Genomic DNA, 21,724 nt, shown 5'->3' with positions numbered 1-21,724 from the left:
GGGAGCAATCCCGCCCTGTTTGTTTTCAGAAATCACCTGGCCGCGTTATGATGGTGCATCCGGATACAGCAAGGTTGGAATATGAAACGACTCATCATTGGCATCTCTGGCGCCAGCGGGGTGATTTATGGCGTACGCATGCTGCAGGTTTTGCAGCAGGTCGATGAGGTGGAAACCCATCTGGTGATGAGCCAGGCGGCGCGTCAGACCCTGGGGCTGGAGAGCGATTACTCGCTGCGTGAGGTGCAGGCGCTGGCCGATGTGGTGCATGACGTGCGCGATATTGCGGCAAGCATTTCATCAGGATCGTTTAAAACTCTTGGAATGGTCATTTTGCCGTGCTCAATGAAAACCCTGTCCGGCATTGTCCACAGCTACAGTGATTCGCTGCTGACCCGTGCGGCTGACGTGGTGTTAAAAGAGCAGCGTAAGCTGGTCCTGTGTGTACGGGAAACGCCGCTGCACGTCGGCCACCTGCGCATGATGACCACCGCAGCTGAGCTGGGCGCGATTATCATGCCACCGGTACCGGCGTTCTATCATCGCCCGGAAACCATTGAGCAACTGGTTGATCAAACGGTTAATCGTGTCATCGATCAGTTTGATATCGAATTGCCAGAGGATTTGTTCGCACGCTGGCAGGGTGCATAAAGTTCCACTGGCGCACTTATTTAGTGCATAAGCGCGCCTCGGATCACTCTTCGTGCATTTGATGCACCAAAAGTTAACATCATCGCTTTTTCTCTTTTACTTCACTGTTATATTCCCCTGACAAACTCAGCGTTTTCGGCTGTCCGACCTCACGCTAAGTGCGCGGATAACTTGCAGAACTGGCATGAAACATGCAAATTACTTTGCGCAAACACATCACGAACCACATAACAAAAAGCACTTCACTTGAGGGTAATCTATGAAAAAGCGTGTTCTGGCTCTTTCCCTGATGCTGGGTTTATCCAGTGCTGCCAGCGTATTTGCGGCGGTACCAGGTTCAATCCGCATCGGTACAGATCCAACCTACCCACCGTTTGAGTCAAAAAACGCGCAAGGGCAGTTAGTGGGCTTTGATATCGACCTCGCTAACGAAATCTGTAAACGCATTCATACCCAATGTACCTATGTTGAGAGCGACTTTGACGCGCTGATCCCTTCGCTGAAAGCGAAGAAAATTGACGCCATCATCTCTTCTCTTTCGATCACAGCAAAACGTCAGGAAGAAATTGCCTTCTCGGAAAAACTCTACGCCGCCAACGCGCGCTTAGTGGCACCAAAAGGTTCAAAAATTGAGCCGACGGTTGAGTCGCTGAAAGGCAAAAATATCGGCCTGTTACAGGGGACCACTCAGGAAACCTACGCCAACCAGAACTGGCGGCCAAAAGGTGTCAATGTGACCCCGTATGCCAACCAGGATCTGGTCTATCAGGATCTGAATGCCGGACGTATTGATGCCGCGTTCCAGGACGAAGTCCAGGCGAGCGAAGGGTTCCTGAAGCAGCCGGTGGGTAAAAACTACGCGTTCGCCGGTCCGGCAGTGAAAGATGACAAAATCTTTGGCGTCGGTACCGGTATGGGGCTGCGTAAAGATGACAGCGAACTGAAAGCAGCCATCGACAAAGCCTTTGCTGAGATGCGTAAAGATGGCACCTACGACAAGATTGCGAAGAAGTATTTCGACTTTAATGTGTACGGCGACTAACCATCCTGTCGCTCTGCCCACAGGTTGAGGAGGTTAGCGGACCGGATGCAGGTGCAGCGATTGCCGACGGCTGTCGGCGTTGCTCTCATCGGCATTGACTGGCCTGCTGAAATCCGCAACCACGAGGCAGAGCATAGCTGCCCGCGCACCACTGGCGGGCAGCGTTCCGTTTCCACCGCACGACAGGACCCTTTCGATGCTGTATGGCTATTCTGATGTAATTCTTCGGGGCACGCTGGTGACGCTGGAACTGGCGCTGACCTCAGTCGTGCTGGCAGTACTGCTCGGCCTGATTGGGGCCGGCGCCAAACTCTCCCGTAACCGACTGCTGGCGATGATTTTTGAAGGCTACACCACCCTGATTCGCGGTGTGCCGGACCTCGTTCTTATGCTGCTGATCTTTTACGGTCTGCAGATTGTGCTCAACCAGGTGACCGACGCGCTGGGTATGGCCCAGTTTGATATCGACCCGATGGTCGCGGGTATCATCACGCTCGGCTTTATCTATGGTGCTTACTTCACTGAAACCTTCCGCGGCGCCTTCATGGCGGTGCCAAAAGGGCAGATCGAAGCGGCAACCGCCTTTGGTTTCACCGGTTCACAGGTGTTCCGCCGTATACTGTTTCCGGCGATGATGCGCTATGCGCTGCCGGGCATTGGCAACAACTGGCAGGTCATCCTCAAGGCAACGGCGCTGGTCTCCCTGCTGGGGCTGGAAGATGTGGTGAAAGCCACGCAGCTGGCCGGTAAAAGTACCTGGCAACCGTTTTACTTCGCGATTGTGGCGGGCGTTATTTATCTGGTGTTCACCACGCTGTCAAACGGCGTGCTGTGGTGGCTAAACCGGCGCTATACGGTCGGCGTGAAGAGGGCGAGTTATGATTGATATCATTCAGGAATACTGGAAATCGCTGCTCTGGACCGACGGTTATCGTTTTACCGGTGTTGCTATCACCCTGTGGCTACTGATCCTCTCAGTCACCATTGGAGGATGTCTGGCGATTCTGCTGGCGATAGCGCGGGTTTCCCCTAACCGGTTTATCAGCTTTCCGGTCTGGCTCTTCACCTACGTTTTTCGCGGTACGCCGCTCTATGTGCAGCTGCTGGTGTTCTATTCCGGTATGTATACGCTGGAAGTTGTGAAAGGCACTGAACTGCTGAACGCATTTTTCCGTAGCGGGCTGAACTGTACGCTGCTCGCATTCACCCTCAACACCTGCGCCTACACCACGGAAATCTTTGCCGGTGCGATTCGCTCGGTGCCACACGGTGAGATTGAGGCGGCGCGGGCTTACGGCTTCTCCACCTTTAAACTCTATCGCTGCATTATCCTGCCCTCGGCGCTGCGTACGGCGCTGCCGGCCTACAGCAATGAAGTGATTCTGATGCTGCACTCCACGGCGCTGGCCTTCACCGCCACGGTGCCGGATCTGCTGAAAATCGCGCGGGATATTAACTCGGCGACCTATCAGCCGTTCACCGCTTTTGGTCTGGCGGCTGTGTTGTACCTGATTATCTCTTACGTGTTGATCAGCCTGTTCCGCCTGGCGGAACGTCGCTGGCTGGCCCATGTGAAACCCTCTTCATCGCATTGAGTAGAACTATGGCTGACAATAAATTAAGCGTCACCGAATTGCATAAGCGTTACGGTGAACATGAAGTGCTGAAAGGGGTCTCGTTAACTGCTAAAGCGGGCGATGTGATCAGTATTATTGGATCGTCCGGCTCAGGGAAAAGTACCTTTTTACGCTGCATTAACTTCCTCGAAAAACCGAGTGAAGGCAGCATTTTGGTGAATAACCAACAAATCACCTTAGTCCGTGACAAAGATGGTCAGCTCAAAGTGGCTGACAAAGAGCAGCTGCGCGCGTTGCGTACCAGTCTGACCATGGTGTTCCAGCACTTTAATCTGTGGAGCCACATGACGGTGCTGGAAAACGTCATGGAAGCGCCGATTCAGGTGCTGGGACTCAGTAAAGCGGCAGCGCGTGAGCGTGCCATCAAATACCTCGATAAAGTCGGGATTGATGCGCGGGCGCAGGCGAAGTATCCGGTTCACCTTTCCGGCGGTCAGCAGCAGCGTGTGTCAATTGCGCGCGCGCTGGCGATGGAGCCAGAGGTGTTGCTGTTTGATGAACCGACTTCGGCGCTGGATCCGGAGCTGGTAGGCGAAGTGCTGCGCATCATGCAGAAGCTGGCGGAAGAGGGCAAAACCATGGTGGTGGTCACCCACGAGATGGAGTTCGCCCGTCACGTCTCAAGCCATGTGATTTTCCTGCATCAGGGCAAAATTGAAGAGCAGGGGCCGCCTGCGGAGCTGTTCGGCAGCCCGAAAAGCCCGCGTTTACAGCAGTTCCTCAAGGGATCGCTGAAGTAACGGTTACATGTTAGTTAAGGCGAGGGAAGCGGGGCACCGGCGTAACGTGCCCTGCGCAGAATGAGTACGAGCCGCGTTTGAGATTTTGCATCATCTTTGCGTTCTGCCCTCGCACTCTGCATCCATGCTGAGATATCACTTCTGCAGTAGCTTCAGCGCTGTATCCTCATCGGTCACCAGTCCTGATACCCAGCCGCCCTGTAATGCAGCACGGATTGCAGGATACTTGCGCTCGCTACCCGCAAAGCCAATAATTTTGCGCTGAGTCCGACTTTCCAGTCGCACGCTGGTCAGTAGCTCATCCGTTTCTCCCCACACCCGTTCACCCTGCTGATTGAAAAAGTGACCGAGCATTTCGCCCACCACGCCGCGCCCATTTAGCGCCTCGACCTGCGCATCTGTGATAAATCCCTCGGCGTTCAACGGACAGCCCGGCATCACTTCGCCTATACCCACAAAAGCCACGTCCGCCTGTAATGCGCGATCAATGACGCGCTGGTAAACCTTATGCTGAATCCACATCGCTTTATCCTGTGGGGTGTCGGCGTATAAGGGCGCAGGGATAAAGAAATACTTACCTTGCATCTTTTCGGCCATCTTCAACGGTACGTCATAGCGTGTACCGGAATCATCCCGCGCGATGGCACCAATCATGGAAACACAATGATGCTGCGGGCGATCAACCCAGGGTAGCGCATCGATCATAGAGCGCAGGGTTTTACCGGAACCAATACCGAAAACCTGAGGCGTTTCCTCATTGATGAATTGTGTCATCACTGCCGCGCCTTCTACTGCCAGCATTTGTTGAACAGCCTCATCATTCAGACTGGCCGATGGCACTACGCGGCACAAATCCAGACCAAACTTCGCCTGTACCTCGTGCGCCAGCTGCAGGCAGTGTGTGACGGGATGATCGATTTTTACGTTCACCATACCCATTTCACGTGCACTGGATACCAGACGCTGCGCGACCTGTCGTGACAATCCCAATGCCTGCGCAATCTCTTGCTGTGTCACGCCTGCGACGTAATACATCCATGCGGCACGTGCGGCCAGCTCCTGCTTTTTCTCTTCTCTGCTCATCACGATGTTCCGTCGAATTCGAGGAGGCATCTTAACGCCGTGCGGTACGAAAAGCACTAGCTGAGCAAAAGCCCGAAAAAAGAGCAAAAGTATTATTTGTGACTCAGCTCGCAGAAGGATCTTCGTAATGGGATCTATGCTACCTGGCATCGGGCAAATGCCCTTTAGTGTGGCAAATGTTTAAATGAGGCGATTATGAACAACCAATCAGTGTGGATGCACATCGGCGCGGGATCTTTTCATCGGGCACATCAGGCGTGGTATCTGCATAAACTGCGTGAGCAGGGTGATGAAAGCTGGAGCATCGCGCTCGGCAATATCCGGAATGACGCAGTGCCGCTGCTCAATCAGCTCGCGGCGCAGCAGGGAGAATATGTGCTGGAAACCGTGACGCCTGAAGGTAAGCGCGACTACGAAACCATCACCTCGCTGCGCAAAATTTTGCCCTGGGACAGTGATATCAGTGCCTTGATTGAGCAGGGGGCCAGCGCGGAAACGCGAGTCATTAGCTTTACCGTGACCGAAGCGGGTTACTACCTGACACCCGCGTTTACACTGGATCTCAATCAGGCAGATGTGAAGGCCGATCTGGGTGGCGATATCCGCACCCTTTACGGCGCACTCAGCCATATTCTGACACAGCGTGTTACGCAAGGCGGGGCGCCGGTTACGCTGCTGAACTGCGACAATTTGCGGCACAATGGTGAGCGGTTCCGTGACGCCTTTCTGGCGTTTCTTACGGCCAAAGGCGATACCGCGCTGGCCGACTGGGTGCGCACCCAAACCCGCTCACCGAATACCATGGTCGATCGCATTACCCCCCGCCCTACGCCGGAGGTGGCAGAACGCGTACAGGCAGCGACCGGCAAACAGGATGGCGCAGCCGTAATGGCCGAATCTTTTATTCAGTGGGTCATTGAGGATGATTTTATTGCCGGGCGCCCGGCGCTGGAAAAGGTCGGTGTTGAACTGGTGGAGTCGGTACTGCCGTGGGAAGAGGCGAAAATTCGCATTCTCAATGCGACACATGCTGCGATTGCCTGGGCGGGCACACTGATTGGTCTGAACTATATCGATGAGAGCACCCGCCATCCGACGATTTATCAACTGGCTCACGACTACGTGACCCAGGATGTTATTCCCTCTCTGTCGCCCAGCCCGCTTGATTTAGCGGATTATCGTGACGTGGTGCTGGCCCGCTTCAGCAACCCTTACATTAAAGACACCAATCAGCGCGTTGGTGCGGATGGTTTGTCCAAAATTCCCGGCATGGTGACGCCAACCCTGCAACAGTGCTACCAGCGCGGCGTGCAGCCCACCGCAACGGCGGTGATTCCGGCACTGTTCTTCCTGTTTATGCAGCGATGGGCCAATGACGATTTACCCTATCGCTATCAGGACGGTGCCCTACAGGTCGATACGCTGCGTAAGCAGTTCGCCAGCGCCGATCCGCTCCATGCGTACCTGAGTGATAGCGCGCTGTTTGCGGAACTGGCATCGGATATGGCGTTTCATGAGTTAGTCACTCGCCGTGTTGCGAGTTTGCAGCAGTGGCTGAAACAGCCTGAACTGGCGGCGGTGTAATTATGTATCTCGGCATTGATATCGGCACCTCAGAGCTTAAGGCACTGATTATTAATACGCACGGTGAGATTGTGGCGTCTCAGCACGCCACGCTGAGCGTGCAGCGTCCCCATCCCCACTGGGCTGAACAGGATCCTGAATGCTGGTGGCAAGCCTGCAGCGAGGTTCTGGCGGGATTACGTCATCAGTTTCCTCTGGCATGGGCCGCGATTCGCGCTATTGGATTATCGGGACAGATGCACGGGGCCGTGTTGCTGGATGCCGGGGGGAAGGTGCTGCGTCCGTGTATCCTTTGGAACGACACGCGCAGTGCACCGCAGTGTGAAAGGCTACGGGAGCGCTATCCCCGGATAATGGAAATTAGCGGCAATATGATTATGCCCGGCTTCACTTTGCCGAAACTGCACTGGGTCGCGGAAAATGAGCCTGAAATTTTTAGCCGCGTCGATAAGGTCCTGCTGCCGAAAGATTACCTGCGCTGGCGTCTTACCGGGCGCTTTGTCAGTGAGCCTTCGGATGCTGCCGGAACGCTGTGGCTTGATGTGTCCCGGCGTGACTGGTCGGACGAACTGCTGACCATCACCGGACTGACTCGCGCTCATATGCCTGAGCTGGTGGAAGGCAGTGCAATAAGTGGACGCCTGCAGCCGACACTGGCGAGCGAGTGGGGCTTATCTACTGCGGTTACTGTCGCGGGGGGCGGCGGTGACAATGCCGCATCGGCAGTCGGTGTGGGTGCGGTGAATCCCGGTGATGCGTTTATCTCATTGGGTACCTCTGGTGTGATTTTTGTCGTAAACGACCGCTTACAGGCTGACCCTCAACTCGGGGTGCATGCCTTTTGCCATGCACTACCGGGCCGCTGGCACCAGATGAGTGTGATGCTCAGCGCCGCCAGTTGTCTGCGCTGGCTGTGTAATCTGCTGTCGATCAGTGAAAGTCAGCTCATGGAGGAGATGCTACAGCTCAGTGATGAGCAAATGCATAGCGCCCCGGTTTTCCTGCCTTATCTGTCTGGTGAACGCACACCACATAACGATCCTGACGCCTCCGGTTCTTTCTTCAATCTGCGTCATGAAACGCCACGCGCCGTGTTGGGCTATGCGGTGCTTGAAGGCGTGGCATTTGGACTGGCTGATGGGTTGAAGGTGCTCGGCGACGCCCGGCATCTCATTCAGCAGTGCAGCCTGACCGGTGGTGGTGCGCGCAGCGCGCTGTGGGCTCAGCTGATTGCAGATGTGCTGCAACTGCCAATCGTTACTCATCCAGCCAGCGCGTCTGGCGCGCTGGGTGCTGCACGTTTAGCGTGGCTGGCTGATGGCGGTTCTGAGCATGAGGTATGTCTGAAGCCGGCTGTACAGGCGCGCTACCAACCGGACGAGAGACGCGGCGTCGTGCTGCAACAGCGGCTGCGTCTGTTCCGGGAACTTTACATCCAACAACAACAGGTGCGCAGCTTGCTGCCTGCATAACAACTAACCCGATAGAAGGTCATTGTGATGCAATCGAACGAATACTGGTTTGGCTTACCGAAAAAGATGTTCTGGGGCTTCCTCGCAATCGCAATCTTTATGGCGGGTGATGGCTTTGAGATGGCGTTTCTGTCGCGCCATATCACCGATATGGGTTTTACGCCTGCGCAGTCTGCAGTCGTATTCACCTTCTATGGCTTAGCGGCAGCCCTGGCTGCCTGGGCATCTGGCGTGGTAGCCGAGTTGATCACGCCGCAGCGCGCGATGATGATTGGTTTTGTGCTATGGATCGTAATGCATGCACTGTTCATGTCGCTGGGGCTTGGCCTGCGCAACTATCCGCTTATGGTGCTTTTCTACGGCATTCGCGGGCTGGCTTATCCGCTGTTTATCTACTCTTTCATGATGATGCTGGTGCAGGTCTTACCGCGCGAAAAACTGGCGGCAGCGACCGGCTGGTTCTGGGCGATGTATTCTGTCGGCATCGGCGTGATTGGTAGCTATCTGCCAAGTCTGACCATCCCGATGCTGGGGGAAACCGGTACGCTTTGGCTGGCCATCATCTGGGTAGCCTGTGGTGGGATCCTCGCATATTTCAGCCTGCGCAAGGTACCCGTGGATCGCTCTCGTGTGAATTTGCCAATGCGTGACAAGATGACAGAGATGTCGCGTGCCGTGACCATCCTGTTCACCAATCAGCATGTGTTTTATGCCTGCCTGATTCGCATCATCAACACGCTTTCGCTGTTTGGTTTCGCCATTATCATGCCACTGCTATTTGTCGATCGTCTCGGCTTTACCATCTCTGAATGGCTTCAAATCTGGGCGGTGTTCTTCTTTGTCACTATTTTTACGAATATCTTCTGGGGCCTCACGGGTGAGAAGCTGGGCTGGATCCGTCAGGTGCGCTGGTTTGGTTGCCTGGGGATGGCCATCTCCAGCCTGGCCTTCTATTACCTGCCGCTGTATGCGGGGCATAACTTCTGGGTAGCATTAATCCCTGCGGTAATGCTGGGGATCTTTGTCGCAGCTTTTGTACCGATGACCGCCGTATTTCCGACGCTGGAGCCGCATCATAAGGGCGCTGCGGTCTCGATTTACAACCTGTCTGCGGGACTCAGTAACTTTGTGGCACCGGCTATCGCCTCAGTCATGTTGCCATTCTTCGACATTGTCGGTGTGGTATGGGCATATACCGGGCTATACGTGTTCGCTGGCGTACTGACCTTTATTATTCGTGTGCCACAACCGGGGCATACGCGTGAAGAGAAGGTAATGAAGTCGCGTGTAGCAGAGCAACGTAACTAACTGAACATACGGCGGCCCTGGGCCGCCGTATGTTTATCCTGCGACATCCTGCAGCGCCTGCTCCAGATCGTACCAGCGGAAGGTAAATCCCGACGCCTCCAGCCGTTTCGGTATCACATGCTGTCCACCCAGCACCAGCACGGCTGATTCACCCATCATCAGTTTAATGGCGCTGGCAGGCGTGCGCATAAAGGCCGGACGGTGCATCACCCGACCCAGAATGGCGGCAAACTGCTCATTGCGTACCGCGTAGGGTGCGACCATGTTAAATGGGCCGCGCAGATCGTCATGATCCAGCAGCCAGATAATCGCGCTAAGCATATCGTCAAGATGGATCCACGGCATGTATTGCTTGCCACTGCCGATCGGGCCGCCTATCCCCAGCTTAAACGGCAGTTTCATTTTGCTGAGCGCGCCGCCCCCGGCAGCCAGCACCACACCGGTGCGTAACAGGCAGACGCGGGTGCGATCGCTTTCAGCCGCGAGCGCCAGCTGCTCCCAGCGCGCGCACAGTTGATGGGTAAATTCGTCGTTTCCGGGGTCCTCTTCGGTCAGCACCACATCGCCGCTGTCGCCGTAAAAGCCGGTTGCCGAGCCGGAGATCAGCACCGCCGGTGGCGTGCTGCTGGCATTGATCAGTGAGGCGATCTGTTCCGTGATCTGCCAGCGGCTTTCGCATAACTGCTGCTTATGCGGTTCGGTCCAGCGTTTGTCGGCAATTGGCTCGCCCGCCAGGTTGATCACCGCATCAACATTATTGAGATCGGACTGTTGCGCCAGCCCTGACCAGAGCGCCACCTCATCGCCCAGTTTTTCACGCGCGTTCCCCACGTCACGCGTTACCACACTGATCTGGTGACCGAGCTGTTGCAGGCGTGGAATCAGATGACGACCTATCAATCCCGTACCACCGGTAATAAGAATGTGCATGTTGCGGCTCCCTTGACGTTGTTGTTATTTATTCTCTTCAGCATAGAAGAGTAAGGCCGGTGTGAAGTGAGTCGCGTCGCGCTTTCTTTCAATCAGGCGAAACATCGGACCAGCTCAGCGTTGCCTTCAGAAATAAAAGTCGGTAAACATGATGCAACCCTGACAGCCAATTGAGGTAACCGATGAATTATCCGCCCATCACCCTGTGGTCAGATTCATCATTTTTCAGTCCCTACGCCATGTCGGCTTATGTTTCTCTCACCGAAAAGGGCATCCCTTTTACCCTTAAACGGGTCGATTTGTCGCAGAACCAGCAATTCGCAGCGGCCTATCGTGAGCTCTCGTTAACCTGCCGGGTTCCCACACTGCAGATCGATGATTTTTTGCTGAGCGAATCCTCGGCCATCAGCGAATATCTCGAAGAGCGGTTTCCGGCTCCCGAATTTGAGCGCCTCTATCCACGCGACCGTGAAAAACGTGCGCGGGCAAGAGAAATTCAGGCCTGGTTGCGCAGCGATTTCCTGTGGATCCGACAGGAACGTCCGACTGAAGTGCTGTTTGCCGGCGAGCGATTTTCACCGCTGACCGCCACAGCGCAGCAGGCGGTGGATAAGCTGGTTACGGCGGTTGAACGTCTGTTACCCGAGGGGCAGCAAAATCTGTTTGGTGAATGGTCAATTGCCGATACCGATCTGGCGGTGATGCTCAACCGACTGGTACTGCACGGCGATCCGTTACCCGCACGCTTACAGCACTATGCTGAGTTTCAGTGGCAGCGCGCCTCAGTACAACTGTGGTTAGCTGAAAGCGGTAAAAATCGATAGCTTTCGAGGCTTGCTCAAGCTAACGGAAGTGATTACCTTACGCCACACTATGATAATAACGTGGTAAACAGCGCGTGCCTCCAGGCACGCTAAACAGGAAAGGGTTACGGATGGTGGATCACATTGCGGGTGACGATGTCGAGTGGGTCGATATCGTCAGCGAAGAGAATGAAGTCGTTGCTCAGGCGACACGCGCACAGATGCGTGCTCAATGCCTGCGTCACCGCGCTACCTATATCGTGGTACATGACGGTATGGGCAAGATTCTGGTACAGCGTCGTACCGAGACCAAAGATTTTATGCCGGGCAAACTGGACGCGACCGCAGGCGGCGTGGTGCAGAGCGGCGAAGATATGCTGGAGTCGGCGCGACGTGAAGCGGAAGAGGAGCTGGGCATTGCCGATGTGCCGTTTGCCGAACATGGCAAATTCTACTTCGAAGATGAGCACTGCCGGGTCTGGGGCGGGCTGTTCAGCTGTGTGTCACACGGACCCTTTGCGATGCAGGAAACGGAAGTCGATGAGATCATCTGGATGACGCCTGATGAGATCACCGCACGTTGTGATGAGTTCACCGACGATTCGCTAAAAGCGTTGTCGCTGTGGATGAGCCGCAACGGCGAGAACCGCGCCTGAAAAAGGATGAACCACGCTGCGTGTGCCGTTCACCGGAATCTGTAGTGACACTGAAGACCGCAGCATCTGCTGGCCATGCGATCGCAGACAAAAAGGGCATGCACAGTGGCATGCCCTGTCTGACAGATTAACGCTTAGCCTTCAGCCTGCTGTGACTGAATAGCGGTCAGAGCGATGGTGTAGACGATATCATCCACCAGTGCGCCGCGTGACAGATCGTTGACCGGTTTACGCATACCCTGCAACATCGGACCAATGGAGATCAGGTCGGCAGAACGCTGTACCGCTTTGTAAGTGGTGTTACCGGTGTTGAGATCCGGGAAGATAAACACCGTGGCGCGACCCGCGACCTGAGAGTTGGGGGCTTTGGACTTCGCCACATCTTCCATGATCGCTGCGTCATACTGCAGCGGGCCATCGATCACCAGATCCGGCCGTTTTTCCTGCGCGATACGTGTGGCTTCACGCACTTTTTCCACATCGCTGCCTGCACCCGAGGTGCCGGTGGAGTAGGAGATCATGGCGACACGCGGGTCGATACCAAAGGCTTTAGCGGAATCGGCTGACTGAATCGCGATCTCTGCCAGCTGCTCAGCGCTCGGGTCCGGATTAATGGCGCAGTCACCGTAGACCAGCACCTGCTCAGGCAGCAGCATAAAGAACACCGACGACACCAGCGAACTGTTCGGTGCAGTTTTGATCAGCTGCAACGGTGGACGAATGGTGTTAGCGGTAGTGTGCACGGCACCGGAAACCAGACCGTCGACTTCGCCGCTTTCCAGCATCATGGTGCCCAGCACCACGTTATCTTCCAGCTGTTCCTGCGCCACCACTTCGGTCATGCCTTTGCTCTTACGCAGCTCAACCAGACGCGGCACGTAGTTTTCACGTACCTGAGCCGGATCGACAATCTCGACGCCTTTGCCCAGCTCAACGCCCTGTGCAGCAGCGACACGCTGAATCTCATCCGGATTACCTAACAGCACGCAGGTCGCGATGCCGCGTTCGGCACAGATCGCGGCGGCTTTCACGGTACGCGGCTCATCACCTTCTGGCAGCACTACGCGTTTGCCCGCTTTACGCGCCAGCTCGGTCAGCTGATAGCGGAAGGCTGGCGGCGACAGACGACGGCTGCGTTCAGAAGTCGCGGTCAGTGACTCAACCCAGTCAGCATTAATGTAGCTGGCGACATACTCCTGCACTTTTTCGATGCGCTGGGTGTCATCAGCCGGCACTTCCAGATTGAAGCTCTGCAGGCTGAGCGAAGTCTGCCAGGTGTTGGTTTTCACCATAAATACCGGCAGGCCGGTCTGGAACGCGCGCTCGCACAGTTTCGCGATGCGCTCGTCAATTTCATAATTACCGGCCAGCAGAATCGCACCAATCTCGATGCCATTCATTGCGGCCAGGCAGGCGGCAACCAGCACATCCGGACGGTCAGCTGAGGTGACCAGCAGCGAGCCAGGGCGGAAATGCTCCAGCATATGCGGAATGCTGCGGGCGCAGAAGGTAACGGATTTCACCCGGCGGGTCTGAATCTCGCCTTCGTTGATGATGCGCGCATTAAGGTGACGGCACATATCGATGGCGCGGGTCGCGATCAGATCAAAGCTCCACGGCACGCAGCCTAATACCGGCAGCGGGCTGTCGGAAAACAGCTGCTTTGGATCGATATTCGCGATGCTGGCTTTTGACGAGTCATCAAAAATCTCTGACAGGTCAGGGCGGGTACGCCCTTGTTCATCCACCGGCGCATTCAGTTTATTGATGATCACGCCGGTGATGTTCTTATTCTTCTGTCCGCCAAAGCTACTTTGGGTCAGTTCAATGCGTTCTTTCAGCTGGGCCGGAGAGTCATTACCCAGCGCCATCACGAAGACGATTTCCGCATTCAGGGTTTTCGCGATTTCGTAGTTCAGCGCGTTAGCGAACTGATGCTTACGGGTCGGGACCAGGCCTTCCACCAGCACCACTTCGGCATCCTGGGTGTTGGCATGGTAACGGGAGATAATTTCTTCCATCAGCACATCCTGCTGGTTCGATCCCAGCAGAGATTCTACCCGTGACATCTGCAGCGGTTCAGCGGCAGGAATCGATGAGTTCTTACGGATGATGGTGGTGGTTTGATCCGGGGTATCGCCGCCAGAACGCGGCTGAGCAATCGGCTTGAAGACGCTGAGACGCACGCCTTTACGTTCCATGGCGCGAATAACGCCGAGGCTGACGCTGGTCAGGCCGACGCTGGTGCCGGTCGGAATGAGCATAATTGTACGTGACACGATTGAACCTCTCAGGAATGGCAGGGTGTCAAAACAACTCCGTCAGCCTGAGCTGACGGAGGGAAGTGATTACGCAGTCAGACGCGCGGCGTCCTGGGCGATGACCAACTCTTCGTTGGTTGGAATCACCAACGCCGGGCGGGTGCCTTCTTTATTGATGTAGCCGGACTGGCCAAAGCGGGCCGCCAGGTTACGATCGTGATCGACGTCGAAACCGAGTAGCGCCAGCTTCTGCAGCGACAGTTCACGCACCATTGCGGCGTTTTCACCAATTCCACCGGTGAAGACCACGGCGTCAAGGCGGCCATCCATCAGCGCGGTGTAGCTGCCGATATATTTCGCCAGGCGGTGACAGAACACATCCATCGCGCGCTTCGCATCTTCTTTGGTGGTGTAGTTCTCTTCGACGTAACGACAGTCGCTGGTCACTTCGGTCAGCCCTAACAGGCCGGACTCTTTGGTCAGCAGCTTGTTGATCGCATCCACACTCATGCCCAGCGTATCGTGCAGGAAGAAGATAATGGCCGGATCGATATCACCACTGCGGGTGCCCATCACCAGACCTTCCAGCGGCGTCAGACCCATTGAGGTATCGACGCACTCGCCATTGCGGATTGCCGAGACGGAACCGCCGTTGCCGAGGTGACAGGTAATGATGTTCAGCGAAGCCAGCGGTTTGTTGAGCATTTTGGCCGCTTCATGCGTCACGTAGAAGTGGCTGGTTCCGTGCGCGCCATAGCGACGGACGCCATGCTCTTTATATAATTTGTATGGCAGCGCGTAGAGATAGGACTCTTCAGGCATTGTCTGATGGAAAGCGGTGTCAAATACCGCGACATTCTTATCTGACAGGTGCGGGAAGTTTTTCATCGCCTCGTCGATACCGATCAGGTGTGCAGGGTTGTGCAGCGGGGCGAATGAAGAAGCATCTTTAATACCCTGGATCACCTCTTCTGTAATCACCACAGACTGCGTCAGTTTTTCGCCGCCGTGAACAATGCGATGCCCGATTGCAGCAATTTGTGCCGAAAGCGCGGGTTTTTGTGCCAGAATAGTTTTAACAATGAAATTCAGTGCTTCGCTATGCGCAGCGCCGGCACCGAGAGGGGCTTCCTGTTTTTGACCGTCCAGCTTCCATTTAATACGCGCTTCAGGAAGATGAAAGCATTCCGCCAGACCAGACAAAAACTCGTCACCGCTGGCTGGATTGAGGATGGCAAACTTAAGGGAAGAGCTGCCACAGTTCAGGACCAGAACTAACTTACTCGACATGGAAGTACCTATTTTTAGAGAGTGGCGAAAAAAAACGCAATCAGACTATCAGCGTAGCCCATGAAAGCTGGTAGATTAATGATAAACATCATGCGGTAGTCAGAAACCTGCTTTTCCGCAAAAAATTTTGGTAATTTTACGCAAAAATTTGAAATTTCTTTGTCGAAACATGACTCGTCCTCTTCCCAAAGGCGGTCGTTGCTGCCGGAAAGGTGAAGAAACGGCGTCAGGATAGCCGGAGTCACCTTTAAAGACAAAAAAAATTGAAGGATGTCACGTAAAGTTGTGTAGTTATAACTATTTTTTAATCTTTGCAGTATTAGTTGAGGTGAGCCATGGCGAATGAATCTGGCAGTACCAGCTGGTTCCGGATGTTTCAGCGCGGACAGCATTACATGAAGACCTGGCCAGCTGATAAGCGCCTGGCACCGGTCTTCCCGGAAAACCGTGTCTCATCAGCGACGCGTTTTGCCATTCGTTTTATGCCACCTTTGGCCATTTTTACGCTGACCTGGCAGATCGCGATGGGTGGCCAGCTCGGCCCGGCAGTGGCTACCGCACTGTTCGCCTGTAGCCTGCCTATGCAGGGATTGTGGTGGCTGGGTAAACGCTCAGTCACGCCGCTTCCGCCAACATTGCTCAACTGGTTTCATGAAGTGCGCGCGAAACTGGAAGAGGCAGGGCAGGCTATCGCTCCGATCGAAGGTAAACCAACCTACCAGGCGCTGGCTGACGTGCTGAAACGCGCCTTCAAACAGCTGGACCGCACCTTCCTCGACGACCTCTGAATCACGCCGTTTTTACACTAAAAAACCCGGCGAACCTGCAGTCAGATCAAAGAAAGGCGATACGGAGATTTCCGTATCGTCAGCCCTGTGTGATCATTTCCGCCTTGTCTGTTACCTGAGCGGTCTCTGGCCGGGAGTAAATGATGGAAATGACCCATGCACAGCGTTTGATCCTTACTAACCAGTACAAAATCATGGCAATGCTTGAGCCGGAAAATGGTGAGCGCTTCCGCCGTTATCAAACCATTATCGAACGCGGCTATGCGCTGCAGATGCGCGAGCTGGACAAAGAGTTTGGTGAGCTGAGTGAAGAGACCTGCCGGACGGTGATCGACATTATGGAGATGCATCATGCACTGCACGTCTCCTGGTCGAACCTGAAAGATAAAGGCACGCTGGAAGAGCGGCGTCTGGCTTTCCTCGGTTTCGATGCGGCAACCGAAGCGCGCTATCTGGGTTACGTGCGTTTTATGGTAAACAGCGAAGGGCGCTATACCCATTTTGATTCCGGCTCCCACGGTTTTAATGCCCAGACGCCGATGTGGGAAAAGTATCAACGTATGCTGGCTTTGTGGCAGACTTGTCCGCGACAGTACCATTTAAGCGCCAATGAAATTGCGCAAATAATTAATGCCTGAGGAGGAGTGACGCGTGACCTACAGTGGTTTTCTATTTGATTTAGACGGCACCTTAGTGGATTCACTGCCCGCAGTCGAACGCGCCTGGAGTCAATGGGGCGCCCGCCACGGCATTGCAGCGGAAGAGATTCTGGCATTTATCCACGGCAAACAGGCGATCACTTCACTGCGTCATTTTATGGCCGGACAGCCGGAAGCGGCGATACAGGCGGAATTTGTGGCGCTGGAACAGGCCGAAGCTGCAGATACGGATGGCGTTCAGCCACTGCCGGGCGCACACGCATTGCTGAATACACTTAATGAACTGCAGATCCCCTGGGCCATTGTGACTTCAGGTTCTGTCCCGGTGGCATATGCACGACATAAAGCAGCAGGATTACCGCAGCCGGCGGTGTTCATTACTGCCGAGCAGGTCGCCAAAGGTAAACCCGAGCCGGACCCTTATTTGCTGGGTGCCGAAAAGCTTGGCTTAGCAGCCACCTCCTGCGTCGTCGTTGAGGATGCGCCAGCCGGGATTCTCTCAGGCCTTAACGCCGGTTGTGCGGTGATCGCGGTTCATGCGCCGGCTGACACGCCACGATTTAACGAGGTGGCGTTGTCACTCACCTCGCTTGAGTCATTAATCGTGACCCGTCATACCGAGGGGCACTTCAGCTTTGAGCGCAAAGACTAATGATCATCCCGCGCCGCGGGTTCAGAGCGGCGTATCCTGCGAAATTTCATCCAGTGACAGGCTGAAACTGGGAATAAACACCTCAACGAAGTAATCCATTTCCGGCGAGCGACGGTCGGCCAGGGTTTTTTCCAGCCTGACCTTCGCCAGCAGAAATTCGTTGTTGCCGGCGGAAAGCTCTTCCAGACACTTCACGTAAGCACAGAGTGCATCCGCCTGCTTCACGACCGCCTGTTCTTCTTCGCTGTGCAGATGCTCATCAATCAGCGGGCGGTAGATCGCCTGAAACTCTTCAGGCAACATCTCAATCAGCTTCTGCTGCGCAATTTTTTCAATCTTTTTATATTCGTGGGCAATTTGCGCGTTGTAATACTTCACCGGGGTCGGCAGATCGCCGGTCAGCACTTCGCTGGCATCATGGTAGAGCGCCAGCATGGCGATGCGATCGGCGTTAAGCGTACCGTTGAACTTCAGGTTTTTAATCGACGCCAGGGCGTGCGCTACCATCGCGACCTGCAGACTGTGCTCAGAGACGTTTTCGGTGCGCACATTACGCATCAATGGCCAGCGATTGATCAGTTTCAGGCGGGAGAGATGGGCAAAGAAGTGGCTTTGAGTCATGAGCGTTCCTGTGAGCCGACAGGGGAGAGACGGGCTCTCCCCAAATAGCGTCAGTATACGCGGCTGAGATTATTGACGATAGCCTTGCAGGAAGCGGCCAAACTTATTGATCGCCATCTCAAGATCATCGACGCGTGGCAGGGTGACGATGCGCAGATGATCCGGCCACGGCCAGTTAAAGGCGCTGCCCTGTACCAGCAACACTTTCTCCTGCAGCAGGAAATCCAGCACCATCTTCTGGTCGTCAAAAACGTTGAATTTTTTCGCATCAATGCGCGGGAACATATAGAGCGCGCCCTGCGGTTTCACGCAGCTGACGCCGGGAATATCATTAATCAGCTCCCAGGCGCGCTGGCGCTGTTCATACAGCCGACCGCCAGGCATGATAAATTCACTGATGCTCTGATAGCCGCCCAGCGCGGTCTGAATCGCATGCTGAGCCGGTACATTGGCACAGAGCCGCATTGAAGCAAGCATCTCCAGCCCTTCAATGTACCCTTTAGCGTGCTTTTTCGGGCCGTTCAGCACCATCCAGCCCTGACGGAAGCCAGCCACACGATAGGTTTTCGACAGGCCATTAAAGGTCACCGTCAGCAGATCGGGAGCCAGCGCGGCGATGCAGTGATGCTGTGCCTCGTCGTAAAGAATTTTGTCGTAGATCTCATCGGCGAAAATGATCAGGTTATGCTGACGGGCAATTTCGACGATCTCTAACAGCAGCTCTTTGCTGTAAACCGCACCGGTGGGGTTATTCGGGTTGATGATAACGATGCCGCGGGTGCGTGGCGTGATCTTGCTGCGGATATCATCCAGGTCGGGGAACCAGCCAGCCGATTCATCACACAGATAATGCACCGCTTTACCGCTCGACAGTGATACGGCTGCGGTCCATAACGGGTAATCGGGTGCCGGTACCAGCATCTCATCGCCACTGTTCAGCAGGGCCTGCATCGCCTGCACGATCAACTCAGAGACACCGTTACCAATGTAGATATCTTCGACGGTGACATCGCGCATATCGCGCGCCTGGTAATGCTGCATGATCGCTTTACGGGCAGAATACAAACCTTTCGAGTCGCAATAACCCTGTGCGCTCGGCAGATTACGAATCACATCCACCAGAATTTCATCAGGTGCTTCAAAACCAAACGGCGCAGGATTGCCGATGTTCAGTTTAAGCACTTTATTGCCTTCTTCTTCGAGGCGTTTGGCCTCTTTCAATACCGGACCGCGGATATCGTAGCAAACGTTATCCAGCTTGCCGGATTTATCAATCTGAAAAGTCATTGTTACCGCCTTAATGGGCAGAATCCTTTTGGCTGCCACAGAAATCAAACCAGCACAATGTACTCTCCTCACGAAGACAAAAGAAGGGCGCGGCTCGGTTTTGGCGCGTTCAGCACCTTTTCCCGCCGCTGATAGCGCAAAAGATATTTGTTATCCTGATAATTAGTTAAACTATCCGCATCAGAATTATTAAACGATATTTTTAACTGACAGAGGCGGGCGCAAGCGGGTCTGTTTTTGCATATTATGAAACATTTTTGGAACTTATGACGGTTGAACCTTTTCTGACATCTGAAATACATACTCAACGAAATAGTTAAACGTTATTTTATTGATGGTTAAATAATCATCGTTTAAGGGATGTTGATGCGGCTCAGGTCTTAATGCTGCTAAAGAATGATGTCGTCGGCACCTTTCATAACCGGAGAAGTGCCAAAAGATCAGGTCCGGATGGCACCAGATTAGTAAATCAGAAGGCATTCACTGTCACTTTCGACCACCGATCAGACTGACGGAAGAAGTGGAAAGAAAGCGATACGCTGGCAGAATGGACCGGAAATGCCTTTAGCACAAAATTTACAGCGGTTTTCACAAAATCATTTCCATTTTGAAGTCAAAAATGATTAAGTATAATTTATTATTTAGTGCATCTTGCCGCTCCGCTTTAACGGGCGCAACATCGCACATTTTGTCCCGCCTCGCTATTTTGGGTGGGAATAAGACAACTACGCAGCTTCCTGCATTCGCGCACCCCGCGCCTTCGATTCAGAAGTTGTATCTGTCTTCCTGATCCTGTTGATCTTCTGACGGGTCTTCAGCGGTCTGTAAATGTCAGTGAAATTTTTTGTGTCAGTCTTAACACAGGACTGTCATTGAGCACCATTACTGTTTATCTCTTTGATAAGCTTAGTAATAACACCAGGGTAGTAGTTCGTAAAAATCTAATAAGTGAAGAAAAACATGACTAATGCAAATCGTCCGATACTGAATCTCGACCTCGATCTGCTGAGAACCTTCGTTGCCGTTGCTGATCTGAATACGTTTGCCGCGGCCGCTGCAGCGGTCTGCAGAACGCAATCAGCCGTCAGCCAGCAGATGCAACGTCTGGAACAATTGGTAGGTAAAGAGCTGTTTGCCAGACATGGACGTAATAAGCTATTAACCGAGCACGGAATCCAGCTTTTAGGTTACGCCAGAAAAATCCTTCGTTTTAATGACGAAGCCTGCACCTCCCTGATGTACAGCAATATTCAGGGTGTGCTGACGATTGGCGCGTCCGATGATACCTCTGACACTATCCTCCCGTTCCTGCTAAACCGGGTTACCTCGGTTTATCCGAAGCTGGCAATTGATGTGCGGGTAAAACGTAACCCTTTCATGATGGAAATGCTCAATCAGGGCGAAGTCGACCTTGTGGTCACGACCTCCAGCCCGGGCAATTTCACCTATCAGGTTCTGCGCTCGTCACCGACATTGTGGTATTGCGCGGCAGATTACATTTTCCAGCGTGGCGAAGCCATTCCATTGGTGTTGCTGGATGAGCCGAGTCCTTATCGCGACATGGCAATCGATCATCTCAATGAAGCGGGCATCCCGTGGCGTATTTCGTACGTTGCGTCAACGCTGGCTGCGGTTCGTGCGGCGGTTAAAGCGGGATTGGGCGTGACGGCACGTCCGGTCGAGATGATGAGTCCGGAACTGCGGGTAATGGGCGCAGCAGAAGGTTTGCCGGTGCTGCCGGATACCCAGTATCTGCTGTGTCGCAATCCTGACAGCGATAACGAACTGGCACTGGCAATCTTCAATGCCATGCAGTCAACCAATGATCCGTACAATCTGAGTGCAAATCCGGATGGTACGCTGTTACTGGACGACGAAGAGTAAGTTCGTTGTCATCATGCTGCACAGAAAATGTGCGGAATGAGTGGGACAAAACTCCGATAAAAAAAGCCTTTCATTCTGTAAGCAGAATGAGAGGCTTTTTTTTACCCGCCTGATGATTGCTGACCACGATTTCCGGTTCGCCAGCCCCCTGTTCTGATAGTCACCTGCTGCAATTAATTTCATCTCTGCTGTAACTGAAATTTACCCACCAAAAAAACGGACGCTTCGTTTCGCCTTGTGTGGAAAAATGGAGAAATTTAACGCAAAAAGGGCAGAAGTGTGTTCTGGATCAAAAAAATACCCCTGATAAGGGGAAGGAAAACCCGCAGATACCTGTCAAAATATGTTTGTTAAATGCACGATCCATGCGTGTAAA

21 protein-coding genes are annotated in these 21,724 nt (G+C 54.0%); 14 read left to right on the top strand and 7 right to left on the bottom strand.

Annotated features, from left to right (window positions below; genetic code table 11):
* Window positions 1–81: 81 nt before the first annotated feature.
* The 5 genes from HA41_RS04275 (at window position 82) to hisP (ending at window position 4,070) form a co-directional block, all read left to right on the top strand.
* Window positions 82–651, top strand: coding sequence for a UbiX family flavin prenyltransferase (locus HA41_RS04275; RefSeq protein WP_094119728.1), 570 nt, complete (start codon window positions 82–84; stop codon window positions 649–651).
* Window positions 652–910: 259 nt separating this feature from the next.
* Window positions 911–1,693 (top strand): lysine/arginine/ornithine ABC transporter substrate-binding protein ArgT, encoded by a 783-nt coding sequence (gene argT, locus HA41_RS04270; protein ID WP_094119727.1) that lies wholly within the window; start codon window positions 911–913, stop codon window positions 1,691–1,693.
* Window positions 1,694–1,889: 196 nt separating this feature from the next.
* Complete coding sequence (locus tag HA41_RS04265) at window positions 1,890–2,579, top strand: histidine ABC transporter permease HisQ (RefSeq protein ID WP_094119726.1); 690 nt, start codon at window positions 1,890–1,892, stop codon at window positions 2,577–2,579.
* Window positions 2,572–3,288 carry an ABC transporter permease gene (locus tag HA41_RS04260; RefSeq protein WP_094119725.1) on the top strand — a complete coding sequence of 239 codons (717 nt, stop codon included), beginning with the start codon at window positions 2,572–2,574 and terminating at the stop codon, window positions 3,286–3,288. Before HA41_RS04265 ends, HA41_RS04260 begins: the two co-directional genes overlap by 8 nt.
* A gap of 8 nt (window positions 3,289–3,296) precedes the next feature.
* Window positions 3,297–4,070 carry a histidine ABC transporter ATP-binding protein HisP gene (gene hisP / locus HA41_RS04255; protein WP_094119724.1) on the top strand — a complete coding sequence of 258 codons (774 nt, stop codon included), beginning with the start codon at window positions 3,297–3,299 and terminating at the stop codon, window positions 4,068–4,070.
* A 135-nt stretch (window positions 4,071–4,205) separates the two neighbouring features.
* Here the strand turns inward: hisP and HA41_RS04250 are convergent, their stop codons facing one another.
* Window positions 4,206–5,153, bottom strand: coding sequence for a sugar-binding transcriptional regulator (locus HA41_RS04250; protein WP_094119723.1), 948 nt, complete (start codon window positions 5,151–5,153; stop codon window positions 4,206–4,208).
* A gap of 195 nt (window positions 5,154–5,348) precedes the next feature.
* Here HA41_RS04250 and dalD point away from each other — a divergent pair, with 195 nt between their 5' ends.
* From dalD to HA41_RS04235, 3 genes are read left to right on the top strand one after another with little or no spacing between them, the layout of a single operon-like run.
* Window positions 5,349–6,737 (top strand): D-arabinitol 4-dehydrogenase, encoded by a 1,389-nt coding sequence (gene dalD / locus HA41_RS04245; protein ID WP_094119722.1) that lies wholly within the window; start codon window positions 5,349–5,351, stop codon window positions 6,735–6,737.
* Between the two features lie 2 nt (window positions 6,738–6,739).
* Window positions 6,740–8,209: a xylulokinase gene (gene xylB, locus HA41_RS04240; protein WP_094119721.1), complete on the top strand. Its 1,470-nt coding sequence runs from the start codon at window positions 6,740–6,742 to the stop codon at window positions 8,207–8,209.
* A 27-nt stretch (window positions 8,210–8,236) separates the two neighbouring features.
* Window positions 8,237–9,517 (top strand): MFS transporter, encoded by a 1,281-nt coding sequence (locus tag HA41_RS04235; RefSeq protein WP_094119720.1) that lies wholly within the window; start codon window positions 8,237–8,239, stop codon window positions 9,515–9,517.
* A gap of 33 nt (window positions 9,518–9,550) precedes the next feature.
* On the opposite strand, the gene HA41_RS04230 is transcribed toward HA41_RS04235, so the two are convergent.
* Complete coding sequence (locus tag HA41_RS04230) at window positions 9,551–10,447, bottom strand: TIGR01777 family oxidoreductase (protein ID WP_094119719.1); 897 nt, start codon at window positions 10,445–10,447, stop codon at window positions 9,551–9,553.
* 182 nt (window positions 10,448–10,629) lie between these two features.
* Between HA41_RS04230 and yfcF the strand changes: the two genes are divergently transcribed.
* Both yfcF and yfcD read left to right on the top strand, forming a co-directional pair.
* A complete protein-coding gene (gene yfcF / locus HA41_RS04225) occupies window positions 10,630–11,271 on the top strand; it encodes a glutathione transferase (protein WP_094119718.1) in 642 nt (213 codons plus the stop codon).
* Between the two features lie 110 nt (window positions 11,272–11,381).
* Window positions 11,382–11,906 (top strand): NUDIX hydrolase YfcD, encoded by a 525-nt coding sequence (gene yfcD / locus HA41_RS04220; protein WP_094119717.1) that lies wholly within the window; start codon window positions 11,382–11,384, stop codon window positions 11,904–11,906.
* A gap of 134 nt (window positions 11,907–12,040) precedes the next feature.
* Here yfcD and pta read toward each other — a convergent pair whose 3' ends face one another.
* The 3 genes from pta to HA41_RS21040 all read right to left on the bottom strand — a co-directional run bounded on the left by pta (window position 12,041) and on the right by HA41_RS21040 (window position 15,849).
* Window positions 12,041–14,185, bottom strand: a complete 2,145-nt coding sequence (gene pta / locus HA41_RS04215) for a phosphate acetyltransferase (RefSeq protein WP_143807251.1) — start codon at window positions 14,183–14,185, stop codon at window positions 12,041–12,043.
* 69 nt (window positions 14,186–14,254) lie between these two features.
* Window positions 14,255–15,457 (bottom strand): acetate kinase, encoded by a 1,203-nt coding sequence (gene ackA / locus HA41_RS04210; protein WP_094119715.1) that lies wholly within the window; start codon window positions 15,455–15,457, stop codon window positions 14,255–14,257.
* Window positions 15,458–15,471: 14 nt separating this feature from the next.
* The gene (locus tag HA41_RS21040; protein ID WP_162287200.1) at window positions 15,472–15,849 is read right to left on the bottom strand and encodes a hypothetical protein; all 378 of its coding nucleotides are present in this window, start codon (window positions 15,847–15,849) and stop codon (window positions 15,472–15,474) included.
* On the opposite strand from HA41_RS21040, the gene yfbV reads away from it, so the two are divergent.
* The 3 genes from yfbV to HA41_RS04190 all read left to right on the top strand — a co-directional run bounded on the left by yfbV (window position 15,793) and on the right by HA41_RS04190 (window position 17,556).
* Window positions 15,793–16,245 carry a terminus macrodomain insulation protein YfbV gene (gene yfbV / locus HA41_RS04200; RefSeq protein WP_094119713.1) on the top strand — a complete coding sequence of 151 codons (453 nt, stop codon included), beginning with the start codon at window positions 15,793–15,795 and terminating at the stop codon, window positions 16,243–16,245. The two genes, HA41_RS21040 and yfbV, sit on opposite strands and share 57 nt — an antisense overlap.
* A 143-nt stretch (window positions 16,246–16,388) precedes the next feature.
* Window positions 16,389–16,883, top strand: a complete 495-nt coding sequence (locus HA41_RS04195; RefSeq protein ID WP_094119712.1) for a YfbU family protein — start codon at window positions 16,389–16,391, stop codon at window positions 16,881–16,883.
* A 13-nt stretch (window positions 16,884–16,896) separates the two neighbouring features.
* Window positions 16,897–17,556 carry a sugar phosphatase gene (locus HA41_RS04190; protein ID WP_094119711.1) on the top strand — a complete coding sequence of 220 codons (660 nt, stop codon included), beginning with the start codon at window positions 16,897–16,899 and terminating at the stop codon, window positions 17,554–17,556.
* Between the two features lie 21 nt (window positions 17,557–17,577).
* Here HA41_RS04190 and yfbR read toward each other — a convergent pair whose 3' ends face one another.
* Both yfbR and HA41_RS04180 read right to left on the bottom strand, forming a co-directional pair.
* Entirely contained in the window at window positions 17,578–18,177 is a 600-nt protein-coding gene (yfbR, locus tag HA41_RS04185; protein ID WP_094119710.1) for a 5'-deoxynucleotidase, read from the bottom strand.
* A gap of 69 nt (window positions 18,178–18,246) precedes the next feature.
* Complete coding sequence (locus tag HA41_RS04180; RefSeq protein ID WP_094119709.1) at window positions 18,247–19,464, bottom strand: pyridoxal phosphate-dependent aminotransferase; 1,218 nt, start codon at window positions 19,462–19,464, stop codon at window positions 18,247–18,249.
* A gap of 960 nt (window positions 19,465–20,424) precedes the next feature.
* Between HA41_RS04180 and lrhA the strand changes: the two genes are divergently transcribed.
* Window positions 20,425–21,348, top strand: a complete 924-nt coding sequence (gene lrhA, locus HA41_RS04175) for a transcriptional regulator LrhA (protein WP_094119708.1) — start codon at window positions 20,425–20,427, stop codon at window positions 21,346–21,348.
* Window positions 21,349–21,724: the final 376 nt, after the last annotated feature.

Origin of the sequence: Pantoea conspicua (assembly GCF_002095315.1) — a bacterium.
Lineage (GTDB): Bacteria > Pseudomonadota > Gammaproteobacteria > Enterobacterales > Enterobacteriaceae > Pantoea > Pantoea conspicua.
The sequence above is the reverse complement of the archived record's forward strand: the minus strand, read 5'-3'. Positions and strand labels throughout refer to the sequence as shown.

Bases quoted from the DNA above. Each gene is read 5' to 3' on its own strand.
- HA41_RS04275 (WP_094119728.1), top strand. From the start codon at position 82: ATGAAACGACTCATCATTGGCATCTCTGGCGCCAGCGGGGTGATTTAT.
- argT (WP_094119727.1), top strand. From the start codon at position 911: ATGAAAAAGCGTGTTCTGGCTCTTTCCCTGATGCTGGGTTTATCCAGT.
- HA41_RS04265 (WP_094119726.1), top strand. From the start codon at position 1,890: ATGCTGTATGGCTATTCTGATGTAATTCTTCGGGGCACGCTGGTGACG.
- HA41_RS04260 (WP_094119725.1), top strand. From the start codon at position 2,572: ATGATTGATATCATTCAGGAATACTGGAAATCGCTGCTCTGGACCGAC.
- hisP (WP_094119724.1), top strand. From the start codon at position 3,297: ATGGCTGACAATAAATTAAGCGTCACCGAATTGCATAAGCGTTACGGT.
- HA41_RS04250 (WP_094119723.1), bottom strand. From the start codon at position 5,153: ATGAGCAGAGAAGAGAAAAAGCAGGAGCTGGCCGCACGTGCCGCATGG.
- dalD (WP_094119722.1), top strand. From the start codon at position 5,349: ATGAACAACCAATCAGTGTGGATGCACATCGGCGCGGGATCTTTTCAT.
- xylB (WP_094119721.1), top strand. From the start codon at position 6,740: ATGTATCTCGGCATTGATATCGGCACCTCAGAGCTTAAGGCACTGATT.
- HA41_RS04235 (WP_094119720.1), top strand. From the start codon at position 8,237: ATGCAATCGAACGAATACTGGTTTGGCTTACCGAAAAAGATGTTCTGG.
- HA41_RS04230 (WP_094119719.1), bottom strand. From the start codon at position 10,447: ATGCACATTCTTATTACCGGTGGTACGGGATTGATAGGTCGTCATCTG.
- yfcF (WP_094119718.1), top strand. From the start codon at position 10,630: ATGAATTATCCGCCCATCACCCTGTGGTCAGATTCATCATTTTTCAGT.
- yfcD (WP_094119717.1), top strand. From the start codon at position 11,382: ATGGTGGATCACATTGCGGGTGACGATGTCGAGTGGGTCGATATCGTC.
- ackA (WP_094119715.1), bottom strand. From the start codon at position 15,457: ATGTCGAGTAAGTTAGTTCTGGTCCTGAACTGTGGCAGCTCTTCCCTT.
- yfbV (WP_094119713.1), top strand. From the start codon at position 15,793: ATGGCGAATGAATCTGGCAGTACCAGCTGGTTCCGGATGTTTCAGCGC.
- HA41_RS21040 (WP_162287200.1), bottom strand. From the start codon at position 15,849: ATGCTGTCCGCGCTGAAACATCCGGAACCAGCTGGTACTGCCAGATTC.
- HA41_RS04195 (WP_094119712.1), top strand. From the start codon at position 16,389: ATGGAAATGACCCATGCACAGCGTTTGATCCTTACTAACCAGTACAAA.
- yfbR (WP_094119710.1), bottom strand. From the start codon at position 18,177: ATGACTCAAAGCCACTTCTTTGCCCATCTCTCCCGCCTGAAACTGATC.
- HA41_RS04180 (WP_094119709.1), bottom strand. From the start codon at position 19,464: ATGACTTTTCAGATTGATAAATCCGGCAAGCTGGATAACGTTTGCTAC.
- lrhA (WP_094119708.1), top strand. From the start codon at position 20,425: ATGACTAATGCAAATCGTCCGATACTGAATCTCGACCTCGATCTGCTG.